Source organism: Streptomyces sp. NPDC051051 (assembly GCF_040682975.1).
Taxonomy (GTDB): Bacteria; Actinomycetota; Actinomycetes; order Streptomycetales; family Streptomycetaceae; genus Streptomyces.
Genome location: NZ_JBFBCB010000031.1, coordinates 68218 through 80843 on the forward strand (window position 1 = coordinate 68218; position 12626 = coordinate 80843).

At 71.4% G+C, this 12626-nt stretch carries 14 protein-coding genes and 1 pseudogene; 6 read left to right on the forward strand and 9 right to left on the reverse strand.

Features of this window, described 5'->3' with window-relative positions:
* Positions 1–302 precede the first annotated feature (302 nt).
* Both AB0N31_RS23170 and AB0N31_RS23175 read left to right on the forward strand, forming a co-directional pair.
* Positions 303–758, forward strand: a complete 456-nt coding sequence (locus AB0N31_RS23170; protein WP_366060291.1) for an SHOCT domain-containing protein — start codon at positions 303–305, stop codon at positions 756–758.
* A 25-nt stretch (positions 759–783) separates the two neighbouring features.
* Positions 784–1233 carry a hypothetical protein gene (locus AB0N31_RS23175; RefSeq protein WP_366060292.1) on the forward strand — a complete coding sequence of 150 codons (450 nt, stop codon included), beginning with the start codon at positions 784–786 and terminating at the stop codon, positions 1231–1233.
* A 38-nt stretch (positions 1234–1271) separates the two neighbouring features.
* Here the strand turns inward: AB0N31_RS23175 and AB0N31_RS23180 are convergent.
* The 5 genes and pseudogenes from AB0N31_RS23180 to AB0N31_RS23200 all read right to left on the reverse strand — a co-directional run.
* Positions 1272–1445, reverse strand: a pseudogene (locus AB0N31_RS23180) (Lrp/AsnC ligand binding domain-containing protein); the annotation flags it as partial.
* Between the two features lie 492 nt (positions 1446–1937).
* Entirely contained in the window at positions 1938–3263 is a 1326-nt protein-coding gene (locus AB0N31_RS23185) for an MFS transporter (protein ID WP_366060293.1), read from the reverse strand.
* Positions 3264–3565: 302 nt separating this feature from the next.
* A complete protein-coding gene (locus AB0N31_RS23190; protein WP_366060294.1) occupies positions 3566–4573 on the reverse strand; it encodes a HEAT repeat domain-containing protein in 1008 nt (335 codons plus the stop codon).
* Positions 4574–4576: 3 nt separating this feature from the next.
* Complete coding sequence (locus tag AB0N31_RS23195) at positions 4577–5248, reverse strand: HEAT repeat domain-containing protein (protein ID WP_366060295.1); 672 nt, start codon at positions 5246–5248, stop codon at positions 4577–4579.
* 139 nt (positions 5249–5387) lie between these two features.
* On the reverse strand, positions 5388–5762 hold the full coding sequence (locus AB0N31_RS23200; protein ID WP_366060296.1) for a hypothetical protein: 375 nt from the start codon (positions 5760–5762) through the stop codon (positions 5388–5390).
* A gap of 522 nt (positions 5763–6284) precedes the next feature.
* Here AB0N31_RS23200 and sigK point away from each other — a divergent pair.
* The 3 genes from sigK (at position 6285) to AB0N31_RS23215 (ending at position 8615) form a co-directional block, all read left to right on the forward strand.
* Positions 6285–6851, forward strand: coding sequence for an ECF RNA polymerase sigma factor SigK (gene sigK / locus AB0N31_RS23205; protein ID WP_366060297.1), 567 nt, complete (start codon positions 6285–6287; stop codon positions 6849–6851).
* Entirely contained in the window at positions 6848–7606 is a 759-nt protein-coding gene (locus tag AB0N31_RS23210) for an anti-sigma factor (protein WP_366060298.1), read from the forward strand. The genes sigK and AB0N31_RS23210 overlap by 4 nt, the downstream gene beginning before the upstream one ends.
* A gap of 202 nt (positions 7607–7808) precedes the next feature.
* Positions 7809–8615, forward strand: a complete 807-nt coding sequence (locus AB0N31_RS23215; RefSeq protein ID WP_366060299.1) for a hypothetical protein — start codon at positions 7809–7811, stop codon at positions 8613–8615.
* A gap of 78 nt (positions 8616–8693) precedes the next feature.
* Here AB0N31_RS23215 and AB0N31_RS23220 read toward each other — a convergent pair whose 3' ends face one another.
* A complete protein-coding gene (locus tag AB0N31_RS23220) occupies positions 8694–9119 on the reverse strand; it encodes a helix-turn-helix domain-containing protein (RefSeq protein WP_366060300.1) in 426 nt (141 codons plus the stop codon).
* 156 nt (positions 9120–9275) lie between these two features.
* On the opposite strand from AB0N31_RS23220, the gene AB0N31_RS23225 reads away from it, so the two are divergent.
* Entirely contained in the window at positions 9276–9920 is a 645-nt protein-coding gene (locus tag AB0N31_RS23225) for an MBL fold metallo-hydrolase (protein WP_366060301.1), read from the forward strand.
* A 110-nt stretch (positions 9921–10030) separates the two neighbouring features.
* Here AB0N31_RS23225 and AB0N31_RS23230 read toward each other — a convergent pair whose 3' ends face one another.
* The 3 genes from AB0N31_RS23230 to AB0N31_RS23240 form a co-directional block, all read right to left on the reverse strand.
* Positions 10031–10267: a hypothetical protein gene (locus AB0N31_RS23230; protein WP_366060302.1), complete on the reverse strand. Its 237-nt coding sequence runs from the start codon at positions 10265–10267 to the stop codon at positions 10031–10033.
* Between the two features lie 64 nt (positions 10268–10331).
* Entirely contained in the window at positions 10332–10850 is a 519-nt protein-coding gene (locus tag AB0N31_RS23235; protein WP_366060303.1) for an RNA polymerase sigma factor, read from the reverse strand.
* 60 nt (positions 10851–10910) lie between these two features.
* Entirely contained in the window at positions 10911–12251 is a 1341-nt protein-coding gene (locus tag AB0N31_RS23240) for a condensation domain-containing protein (protein ID WP_366060304.1), read from the reverse strand.
* Between the last annotated feature and the right edge of the window lie 375 nt (positions 12252–12626).

Genomic DNA, 12626 nt, shown 5'->3' on the forward strand with positions numbered 1-12626 from the left:
CTCACCCCACGGCCCCTCACCCCACGGCCCCGGTCCTCGGCCCGGTCCCGGTGGTCATGGCCGTCCTGGCCGATCGCCGTCTTCCCGGTGGCCGTCGCGGGACTGGCCCTCGGACAGTGGATCGCGGCCTCCGCCTGGCACCGCACCACCGTCGTCCCCCCGCCGACCGGACGGCGGCCGGTGAACACGCGGCCGGGGACGAGCTCACCCGTCCCGGGTGAGGCCCTTCGCGTCCGGCGTGCGCACGCTGAGGACAGCGGGAACCGGCAGTCGGGCATCCCGCCCGGAACGGAGCACCGAAAATGGGCACACAGACCTACCTCGCCTACGACTATCCGCTGCTGAGCATGTTCTGGACCATGCTGTGGTTCTTCCTGTGGATCATGTGGTTCATCCTGCTCTTCCGGATCATCGGCGACATCTTCCGCGACGACACCCTGAGCGGATGGGGCAAGACCGGGTGGCTCGTGTTCGTCATCGTCCTGCCCTTCCTCGGCGTGTTCGTCTACGTCATCGCCCGTGGCAAGACCATGGGACACCGGGAGATCACGCACGCCCGCAAGCAACAGGAAGCCTTCGACGCCTACGTCCGTGAGACCGCGGGCGGCCCCAGCCGGGCCGACGAACTCAACCGGCTGTCGGAGATCCGCGCCCGCGGCGACATCTCCGACGAGGAGTTCCAGCGGGCCAAGGAACTCGTCCTGAGCGAACACGGCGCGTCGGCTCCCCGCGATCGCGGCGCCGCATCCCGTCACTGAGCACGGCCAGGGAAACGAGGCAGACATGACCGCCACACACACTCCCCGCGCACACACGGCGAAGTACGAGTGGGCCGCGGGGCTGATGGTCTTCGCCGCCGTCATGCTCGCACTCGTGGGCATCCTCGACGTCTTCCGCGGCATCATGGCGATCGCCGAGGACGACGTCTTCCTCACCACACGAAACTACGTCTTCGAGTTCGACCTCACCGGCTGGGGCTGGATCCATCTCGTCCTGGGAGCGGTCGCCGTCATCGTCAGCGCCGGCCTGTTCCAGGCGGCGACATGGGCGCGAGTCGCCGGCGTCGCCATCGCCGGACTCGTCGTCATCGCCAACTTCCTGTCCCTGCCGTACTACCCGGTGTGGTCGATCGTCATGATCGCGATGTCGGGCTTCGTCATCTGGGCCCTGTGCGTCGCCCGGAAGGAGGACGTCACCGACCCCTTCGACACCATGCCGCCCGGCGACCGGTGACGGGGGTGGGTGAGGGTCTTGACCTGCCGGAGGGTGGGCACGGCCTCCACCGCCCGTACACCGGGGATCGCGCCCACGCGGTCGGCCAGGCGGGCGAAGAGTTCCTCCGCCGTGCGGCACAGCACCGAGGCGACGACCTTCGCCCGACCGCTGACCCCGGCGGCGAACCGCGCCTCCCGATGCTCCGCGAGAGCCCGTCCGACCTGCCGCAGCCGCGTCGCCTCCCGGCAGGCATGGCTGAACCTGGATGTCGCTGCCGGACTGCTGGTCGAAGAGCCCGAGGATCTCGATGATCAGCTCTTGTGGCTGGACACGCCGGAGTTCCACGACGCCGTCAGGCATAAGCATCCGGAGCTCGACGCGGAGGTTCCCACCGACGCCGAGGGCGCCGTCGCCTGGGCCGCAGCCGTCGGCATCCCGCTCCCGGCACGGGTGTCCGGTGTCGAAGAGCTGCTTCGCTCACACGAAACCTTCGCAGAGGACCTCTTCAGCTCACTGCTTGATCAGCTGGGCTTTCCCCGGGGCCGACTTCTTGCAGACCGAGGTACCAGGTCAGCCGGCCGGGGGCGGAGGACCCGGTCGGGACGACCTCTCGGACAGCGGCAGCCCTGTTCGAAACGATCCGACGCACCCGCGGCGCGGCTCGCGTCCGTGGACGGTGTGTGGGTTCCTCGCCGCAGCCACTCGGGTGGCCGCGACCCGGTTCAGCAGGAACTGGGCCGGTCCCGCCTCCTCGGCGCAGAGGTTGTGTCCCGCGGGGTCGGAAGCGCCCGTCCCAGGCGTACGAGCGGGGACAGGGCCATCAGCACGGGAGACAGCAGCATGCCCGCCGCCACCAGGAGACCGGTGCGCAATCCCCACTCCTCCGCGAGGAATCCGCCGAGGAGGGAGCCGAGCGGGGTCAGCCCCATGCCGGCGAACGTGATCGTGGCCGCCGCGCGGCCCTGCATCCCGTCCGGAGTGACGGCCTGCCGGACAGCCATCACCGTGACGTTCACCAACTGGCCCCCGGCCCCGAACACGAAGCCGACCGCGAGGAGCACGGCAACCGTCACCGCGGAGGGGCCGTGCAGCGCGGGCACGCACAGGAACGCGCCGTCGCCGAGTGCCGCCGCGGTCACGAGCACCGCACCATGACCGAACCGGTGCGGCAGGCGGGCGGCCAGCAGCGAGCCCAGGAGCGCACCCGGTCCCGCCGCGGCGAGCGCGAGCCCCATGACGGTCCCCGACAGGTGCAGTTCCCTGGGCAGGAAGAGCAGGTAGACGGTCATCGTCGCCGCGAAGCAGAACTGGAAGGCGGCCGAGGCCAGGCACACGGTGCGCAGCGAGGTGTCGCCGACGACGAAACGCAGGCCCTCACGAATGCGCAGCCAGACCCGGGGAGGACGTTCCGGGCGTTCCGGAATCGACTCGGTCCGACGGATGCGTCGGACCGACAGGAACGACAGCGTGAAGAACAGTGCGCCGCAGGCCGCGGCGACCGGCGCCGACAGCAGGGAGACCAGCACACCGCCGAGGGCGGGGCCGCCGATCTGGGCAGCGGACCTGCTGCCCTCGAGCGCGCTGTTGCCCCGGACCAACTGATCGCGTCCCACGAGCCGTACGAGAGAGGACTGGTAGGCCACGTCGAAGAACACGGACAGGGTGCCGAGAGCGAGGACGGCCGCGAGCAGCGCGGGCATGCCGAGCCGGCCGAGGACGCCGGCCACGGCGATGGCGCCCAGGGCCAGGGCCCGGCCGACGTCGGTGAGCACCATCGTCGTGCGGGTCCGCCACCCGTCCACCCACGCCCCGACGAAGAGCGAGAGCAGCAGGATCGGCGCCTGCCCCACCGCACGGAGGAGACCCAGCTGGCCGGCACCGGCGTGGAGCGTCAGGACGGCGAAGAGCGGCAGAACCACCAGACTGGCGTGCTCGCCGAGTTGAGAGGCCGTCTGGCTCCACCAGAGTCTGCGGAAGTCGGCGTCCCGCCACAGGCTTGACGGAGCAGGCCGACCGGAATCGGATACGGCGGAGGTGACGGACGGCACGCGAATCCCTTGTGTTGCCGACGACGAGTCCCGCCACCGGGCACACGAAGGCGCACCGGCGGTTCGGGAAGGGGAAGGCTCGCTGTGCCGCAACATCAAAGGCAGCACGCGATGACGGGCCGGTCACGGCCTCCAACGTCAACGCGCGCTCGGGAAACCGACCATGTCGAAACTCCTCGCGGGGCACTCGCCGTACCCACACACTAGCCCCCGGCCGCCCGGTGCGGAAGGCGGTGCCCCGTCGTTTCGCCCGGGGCCCTTCGTGCCGCGGGCGGCGCACACGGTGGTCCGAGGGGACCCCGTCACCGCGTTTCGCGCAGGCGCAGAAGGTAGGCCGCGGTCAGCGCGACGGCGTTGTCCCCGTCCTGCGACAGCTCCACGAGCGCACGTGCCGCTGTGGCCCCCGGGATGTCCGCCAGCGCCTGGGTCAGCCGTACGCGCGCGTCGGTTGAGGTGTGGGCGAGGCGGTCGACGAGTCCGGTGGCGATCCGCTCCGTCGTCGCGGGGTCGCCCGCCGCCAGCACGCTGAGCGCGTCGGCCGCGTCGGTGTCGTTCCTTCCCCGCACGATCATGTCGACGAGCGTCGGAACCGCATCGGTCACGCCACGTGTCCCGAGGGCCAGAGCCGCGTGGCCGCGGACCACGACATCGGGGTGCGCGAGGGCCTCCCGCAGCCGGGCGGCAGCCTCCCCACCGGTCATCTCGGCGAGGCACCGAACGGCGCGTTCCCGCACCGCGGCCACCGGTGATCCGAGGCCGTCCGCCAGCAGTGCGGTGGCGCCGGCTCCGTCACCCGATCGCGCCAGCGCCCAGCGGAGGGCTCCGGCGACGTTCGGCTCGGTCTCGCTCAGAGCCGCCTCGACCAGGGCCTCCACCGGCACCGGGACCTCGTCGACCGACGAAAGGGCCGCGCGTTGACGTGTGTTGGCGCTCTGCGACCCCAACGCCTGCAGAAAGGCAACGGCTTGGAGGACGTCCTCCCAGCCGGCGGGTTCCACGGCGTCGATCCGGCGGAGCCGCGTGAGCAACTCGGTCTCGGCTGCGATGCGTTGGCGCGTCTGACGGATGAGGTTGCCGACGAGCGCCGAGGGCGTGAAACCGGGATCGTCGAGCGCGCGCCCGATCTCCCGCAGCGGCAGCCCCAGCGAACGCAGGCTCTCGATGTGGAAGATCCGCCGGATGTCCTCACCGGAGTACTCCCGATAGCCCGAACCCGTACGGCCCGACGGCCGGATCAGGCCGAGCGACTCGTAATGCCTGAGCATGCGGGCACTGACCCCGGACCGTCGCGCCACCTCACCGATCAACACCTCCTATCGTCCCTCCGGCCCCGACCCGCCGAGGGCCACGACACGCTTCGCCTCCTCGACCGCGTACGCGAATCCGGCGTCCGGGTCGCGCAGCAGCCGTTCGGTGGCGAGCGCGTGCGCGCGCATCCGCGGATCAGGGGCCGTCATCGCGGCGCGCAGAGCCGGCAGGACGACGTCACCCAGCTCCACCAGCGCCCGGCTCAGGCTCAGTTGCGTCTCCCGGTCGCCGCGCCCGAGCTGCGTCACCAGCGACGCGGCCAACCCGGACTCCTCACCTTGCGGTACGAGTACGACCGCTGCCCGCCAGGCGCTCCGCGCCACCTCGTCTTCGGCGTCGGACAGGAGCGCACCGGTGATCGCCGGCCACGCCTGCCGGTCCCCGATCTTGGAGAGCGTGTGCAGCGCCTGGCTCCGTGCCTGGGCACGCTCCGAGCGGACCTCGCGGAGCAGCCCGGGAAGCGTCACGGACACCGGGTGGCGGGTGAGCGCCCAGGTCAGCATGTCGCGGACGAAGAACTCGGGCTCGATCGCGCACCGTTCCAGCAGCTTGCCGACGAAGCGCGGATCCGGCGCCGTACCGACCGCCAGAGCCGCCCGCAGCCGCACGGACGAACGGCCGTCCTCCAGGCCCCGAAGTGCTCCTGCCCCATCCGCGTCCTGTCTCGTCGTGGTCATCGGAACCACCTCCTCGGCACGCAGTGAAGGCCTTGTCACCGTGTCAAGGTCAAGGTCAGGAGCGAAGGGGTCGCTGTTCGACCGGACATGCGTGGGGGCCGGGTCGTGGCGCGACCCGGCCCCCACGCGGGCGTTCACCTCAGTGGTGCGTGCAGTCCCAGTGCCCCTTGACCCAGTGGTGGTCCCAGTGGCCGGGGACGTAGACCCACTTGTAGGAGTAGTGGTGCTTCCAGTGGCCCTCGTGCCAGGTGCCGTGCTTGTCGTGGTGGCCCTTCTGCCAGGTCTTGTGATGAACCTGCTTCTTCTCCCAGTGGCCCTTGACCCACGTCTTCTCCCAGTGGCCCTGCTTCCACTCGCACTTGTCGTGGTGGTCCGCGGTGAGCGTGGTGACGGCGGACGTGGGCGCGGGGGCCGCGGCGGCGGTGCCGGACGTGCCGAGCGCGGCGCCTCCGGCCAGCAGTCCCGTGGCGGCGGCTCCGGCCACCAGGCGGCGGACTCGTATGGATGCGGTCATCGACATGTCTCCTTCGACAGGTCGCGGGACGAGCACGCCGAGGATCCGCCCTGCCGGGCCGGCCGGTCACGCAGGTGGCGCGGCCGGGTCGCCGGGAGGAGCGCTGCCTTTCGCCTCGCCGTGCCGGACATGAGGGATTCGAAGCCGTCGGCACGACGGATGAGGAGACGGGGCAGAAATTTCGAAGCCGCGGGGAACAACCGTGTCCGTGACGGGGTGGCGGCGCTGTCACGCCGTCCCCGCCGCCAGGGTGGCCGCGTCGTCACACAGGGTGAAGTGCCGTGCTCGAGGTCTTCGAACCGGTGCCCGGCACCGTGCACGGCGTGAGCGAGCGGGAACCGTGACCACGACGCCCCGGGCCGGGCGCGCCGAATCAGCTCCCGCACCCTCCCGCCTTTTCCCCTCACGGTCTCACTCTCGTGCCACCGCCGCACTGCAGCCTGTGCCGACCGGTGCCAGAGTCGGACCGGGTGGACGGCGGGACACGGCAGCCGAGAGCACGAAGCGCAAGGAGAGCAGGGTTTGCTGCACGGAACCGAGCCGGGCGCGCGAGCGGAGGACCTGCTGACCCGTGTCGCCGGTGGCGACGAGGACGCGTTCGCCGGTGTCTATGACGCCTTCTCCGCCACGGTCCTGGGACTGGTCCTCCGGATCCTGCGGGACGCCGCCCAGGCGGAGGAGGTGACCCAGGAGGTCATGGTCGAGGTCTGGCGCACCGCGGGCCGCTACGACCCCGGACGCGGGACGGCCAAGGCGTGGGTGCTCACCCTCGCGCATCGCCGTGCGGTGGACCGGGTACGTGCCGCCCACGCCGGCTCCGAACGCGAGCGGCGCGCCGGACAGCTCCTGACGGAACGAGCCTTCGACCAGGTCGCGGAAACCGTGCAGGAGCGTGACGAGCAGCGGCGCATCTACCGGTGTCTGGCCGCACTGACGCGCCTGCAGCGGGTTCCTCTCGTGCTCGCCTTCTACCAGGGCCTGACCTACCTCGAGGTGGCCGACGCGCTGTCCACCCCCGAGGGCACGGTGAAGTCACGCATGCGCGCGGGACTGCGGCAGCTGCGCGCCTGCCTGGAGGCCGGTACATGACATCCGGGGAGGACCTGCACCGCGCCGTCGGCGCCTACGTCCTGCACGCCCTGCCCCTGGCCGAGGAAGCCGCGTTCGAGGAGCATCTCGCCGGCTGCGCGGACTGCCGCGCGGAGATGACCGCACACCTGGAGATCATCACGCGCCTCGCCGACGCGGAGACCGCCTCCGTGCCGCCGCACGTGCGTGCCCGCACCCTTGACGCCATCAGCCGGATCGCCCAGGACCGGCCCCGTCGTCCGCCGGAAGCCGGACGCCGAGCCGGGCACCGGGCCGGGCACCGGGCCGTGCCCTTCGCGCTGGCCGTGAGCATCGCCGCGGCTGCCCTTTTCGGCGGCGTCGCCGCATGGCAGTACTCCCGAGCCGACGACGCCCGCGACCGGGCCGCCCGCGCGGACACGGCCGGCCGAGCGCTCACCGAGGTCGTGACCGCGCCCGACGCCACCCTCCACTCCCGAACGCTGACCGGCGGGGGCGCGGCAGCCGTCGTCGTGTCCCGCTCCGAGGCCCGGGCGGTCTTCGCCGCCCAGGACCTTCCAGCGCTGACGGGAGACAAGGTCTACGAACTCTGGTACGCCGCCGAGGCGGGCGACCTGCGTCCCGCCGGCCTCCTGCCGGGCACCGCGGAGCCGGCCTCCCGTGTTCTGCGGGGCCCGCCGGCCGGTGCTGTGGCCGTCGGCATCACGATCGAACCCGCCGGCGGCTCCCGGCAGCCCACCACCGGCCCCCTCGCCGTCATCCCCATCACCGCCTGAACGACGACTTCCGCTGCTCGTCCGAGGTCGCCCTGTTCCGAGGAGGCGCCCACCGCGCCCAGGAGTCGAGGTCCGCACAGACCGTCGCGGTCTCCGGTGGGCTGCCCGCGAACTGGGCACAAGGTGAGGTGTGTTGGCGGAACCCTTGTGTAGCCTGCGGGAGCGTTGATCGGCTTCACGGTCGACTTACCAGGGGAGGGCCATGTACGACAGAACACGTGTCGGGCGAAGAAGGCGAAGAAGCGGCTGGGTGGCGACGGCGTGCGGGTCGGTGGCCCTCGTGTTGTCGACGGCGACGGGAGCCCATGCCGAGGGACGCGGTGACGTCCGCGTGGTGTCGACCGTCGTCAACGGCGGGGCCGACGTCACGGTGGGCACGGCGCAGAGGGTGACTTTTCCGATCGCCATCACCGTCAGGGACAACTCGGGGGTGAAGGGCCTCACCCGCGTCAGCACGTTCAACCGTTCCAACCTCTACGGTTTCTCCAGCTGGATGGGGACGACGTGCAAGAAGAAGTCCTCGACGACGTCGGTGTGCACGGCGACCATGATGGTGGATCCGACCTGGATCGCGGCCAGTGACGACATCGACTCCAACAGGATCGCCGGGCTCTGGACGGTGAACGCCACCGTCGAGGCGAACGACGGGGACTACTGGATCTCCGATTCCATCGCCGCGTACAAGGTGAAGCGGGCCTCGAAGCTGACGACGGACGCGACCCCCGAGCCGGTCGCCAAGGGCGCGAAGCTCACGATCACCGGCAAGCTGTCGCGGGCGAACTGGGAGACCCTGAAGTACCAGGGGTTCGCCGGACAGGACGTGAAGCTCCAGTACCGGAAGGCCGGCGCCGCCCACTACAGCACGGTCAAGACCGTGAAGACGGGTGGCTCCGGACAGCTCAGCACCAAGGTGACCGTCACTTCTGCGGGCAGCTGGCGCTGGTACTTCCCCGGCACGACCACGACCGCCCGGGTCGTGTCGGCCGGCGATGCCGTGGCGCTCAGGTAGCCACCGCGTGAGGAACCCCGGTCCATTCCCGCGCGGCTGAACGCCGCATGCGATGCACCGGGGTTCCGACGATTCGGTCTACCTGGCCTTCAGGTGCGCGTCCAGGCGCGCCAGCAGCGGCACCGCGGCAGCGAGCGTTTCCCGCTCGTCGGGGCTGAGGGCTTCGGTGATCGCGGTGCCGAGCCAGTCTGCGCGCCTTCGGCGCTCCTCGGCCAGACGGTCGCTTCCTGCCGGTGTGATGTGGAGCAGGAACTTGCGCCCGTCACTGGGGTGAGCCTCGGTGTGCACGAGGCCCTGACCGAGGAGTTCCTTCACGGCCTTGGCGGCCGACTGGTGGCTGACGCCCCGCTGTTGTGCGACATCGGCCGTGGTCAGCGGGCCGTTGCGGTCCAAGTAGCCGAGGACGGCAGCCTCGCCGGGGGGCATCTTGTCGGCAGTGCGCACGGTGCGGACGAGTCGTCCGACGGTCAGGCGCAGTTCTTCGGCCAGCTGGTCGTCGTCCATGGTGTCAGCCTACCCACCCTCGCCAACCAAGTTGTACAGCTTGGGTGTAAGACCCGGTGGAGCATGCGGGAATTTCCTCCAGTCAAAGTGTACAACCAAGGTGCACACTCAAGGTGTACAGTCGAGTTGTATGAATTACGGCCGGAAGGACCCCTGATGAAGCTCACCAAGCACGCTCATGCCTGCGTCACGCTCGAGAAGGACGGCACCCGCCTGGTCATCGATCCGGGCACGTTCACCCCGGACGCGGCAGCGGCCGTCGCCCGGGCGCACGCCGTCCTGATCACTCACGAGCACTTCGACCACTTCGACTCCGCGCTCGTCGCCGCTGCCCTCGAAGCCCAGCCCGACCTGCACGTCTACGGCACGGCCGCCGTCGCGGCCACCCTCGGCAGCCGGGGCGGCCGCGTCCACGCCGTCGCCGCGGGCGACACCGTCACCGTCGGTTCCTTCACCGCCACCGTTCACGGCCACCGGCACGCGCTGATCCACGCCGACCTTCCCTGCCCCGACAACGTCGGCTACCTCCTCGACGACGGCGCCCTCTACCACCCCGGTGACGCCTACTTCGCGCCCGGCGCCCCCGTGCGCACCCTCCTGCTGCCGACCAGCGGCCCCTGGACCAAGCTCGGCGAAGCCGCCGACTACGTCCGCGCGGTCGAGCCCGAGCGCGTCATCCAGATCCACGAACTCATGCTCAGCGACCTCGGCCGGCACTCCACCGCCACCATCCTGGGGGAGAAGGGACTGACCGGGACCCCGATCGACCGTCTCGCGCCCGGCACCACCGTCCAGCTGTGAACCCCGCGAAGCGACGACCGCCACGCCGCGGCCCGTGGCGGCGGCACCGCCGGCCGCACCGCCGGTCCGGGTGTGCGTGCCGTCGCCGGCCTGCCGACCGCCGCGCGGTCTCACCCGCCCGACTCCGGGCGGCTGCCGCCGGGGTCCCCCTGCGCCGGCGCCCCCGTCGATGCCTGCAGCAGGGCGTGGCTGAGAGCGCGGGCGTCGTCCAACCGGCCCTTGTGGAAGGCGAGATGGGCTTGAAGCGCTCGTAGTTCCTGTATCTGCAGGGGAGTGCCGATCAGGCCGAGGACACCCGCGGCCTCGCCCAGCCAGCGGTCGGCGGCGGCCACCCGGGGCGGTGACATCCGCAGCGGCGGGCACGGCCCTCGCCGTGCCGGACGCCGGCCCCGGCGGCCGCGGGTGTCCGCCTCATGCCGCCGAGGGCTGCCACGCTTCCTGGAAGCGGCGGCGGGCGCGGAAGAGGCGGGAGCGGACGGTGCCCACGGGCAGGGAGAGGACCTCGGCCATCTCCTCCTCGTTGAGTCCGTAGGCACGCAGGGTGAGAACCTGTCGGTGCGCCCGTGACAGGCGTTCCAGTACGTCGCTGATGTGCACCGCGTCCAGCGGGTTCGTCTCCTGCCGCGACTCCAGGTGCGAGCAGGTCCGTTCCTCGCCGCTGCGCTTGGCCACGCGGATCGCCTCGCGGATCGTCACCGAGCGCACCCAGCCGTAGAACGCCGCCGGCTCTCGCAGGGTGCCCAGGCCGCGGTAGACGGCGAGCAGCGCCTCCTGCGCGGCGTCGGCGCCGTCGTCGTGGGTGATGGAACGGCAGATGCGCGCGACATAGGGCGTGATGGCGGTCAACAGGTGGTTCATGGCGTGCTCGTCGCCCGCCTGGGCGCGGGGGAGCAGCGTCAGGGGGGAGGGGAGTTCGCTCACGGTGGTCATGTCGGGGTGGAGCTCCTTACGGCGCCGGGTCGGCGGGCGGGTGAGCGGAAGGGACGGTGCTCAGCCCGTGGCCGCGCGGGCGGGCTCGGTCCGCGCCGCGTCCGCCGGGCCGATCAGGCCGAGGAGTCCGTCCCGTACGTCGTCGCGGAACGCCCGCATGAAGGACGGGCTGAAGCAGGCGGTGTGGTGCGGGAACTCGATGGCGAGCCGGCCCTCGAAGGAGACCACGCACGCCATGACGGGGCTGCGTCCTGCCTGCGGGAAGTACTGCTCGCGGGCCGGCGCCAGGCGGACGTCGACGGCCTCCAGCCCACCCGGCAGCCGCGGGCCCGGCACCACGCCCATGTTGGTGACGATCACCGTGGCGAGTTGCAGCGTGGGGTTCCGGGGGATCTCCGGCGTGATGCGCATCTCGTGGAAGTGGTCACCGCGCGAGATGAAGTCGCCCAGCCGGGCGTGAACGGTACGTGCCAGGTCCAGGGGGTCCGGGGCCCCGGACACCTCGAGGGTCTGCAGGTGGGTGGTGACCGCGGGCACCATGTCGGACGCGGGCAGCGGCGGGGAGAGCCGGGAGCGCAGGTCGACGGGGGAGAGGCAGCCGAGCGTGCGGGCGCCGTCGCCGTCCAGCCGCCGCCTGGCCGTGGCCAGCAGTGTCGCGGCGATCAGCGCGTGCACCGAGACGCCGCCCGCGCGTGCCGTGTGGCGCAGGCGCGCGGTGAGTTCCGTGTCCAGGGTCAGCCGGCAGACCTCGATGTGCCCTTCCCCGGCCGCGCCTTCGTCGACCGCCCGGCCGGTCGTGGACGGCCGCCGCACGTCGTACGGCACCAGTTCGACCGGGTGCCGCCTCGCCTCCTCGACCCGGCTGTCCAGGTACTTGGCCGTGTCGGCGTCGTCGGCCGCGGGCAGCAGCCGGCTGACGGGTTGCGGCCACCGGGGCGTGGCGGACACCGGGGCGTCGGTGTCGTGTTCCCCTTCGACCAGCGCCCGGTAGCGGTCCCACAGCGCGTTGTGCAGCGCGATGCCGCTGTGGCCGTCCGTGACGGTGTGGTCGACCACCAGGACGAACAGGTGGCTCCCGCCGTCCGGCGCGCTGACCAGGACGGCGCGGCTCAGCGGCCCCCCGACGGGCAGGGGGTCGTTCAGTTCCGCCGCGTAGGCCTCGTCCTCGGCGCCGGTACGGGTGACCAGACGGGGCCGCTCGTCCTCGTCGAGCAGGCGCAGCGCGTGGCCCGTGCCCTCCTCGACGATGCGGGAGCGCAGCGTCGGATTCGCCTGCGTCATCGCGTCGAACGCGGCCGACAGCGTCTCGACGTCGACGGGTCCGCGCAGGGAGCAGGACAGCACGGCCCTGCTTCTCTGGCCCACGTAGAGCGACTCAACCGGACACAGCGCACGGTGCATGCCGTCAGCCTTCTTTCCGTCGTTCATTTCGTGTGTCCACATCGTTCGTTTCCCGTGTCCACGGCCCGGGAGCGGCCTGTCACCGCCGGTTGTCCGCGGGAATCAGGGTCCCCCGAGAGTGCACCGGGAAGCGCGGTGGAATCCACACGGGAACGCGGTGCACGGCGAAGTCGCGTGTTTTCCCTAAAAGTTGACTCGGCCGGCGGACTCCCTCGCACCGCAGTGATTAGGGAAACACCCGAATCGAGGCCCGGGGACCGGTCTCGGCTTGACCCGGTCGTACCCGGTATCTCACCGTGAGATCCGGTGAAACCGGGGCCGGGCGACACCCGACACCCATTCCCCCGCCCTTGGTGTGCGACCTCCCTTTTCCGC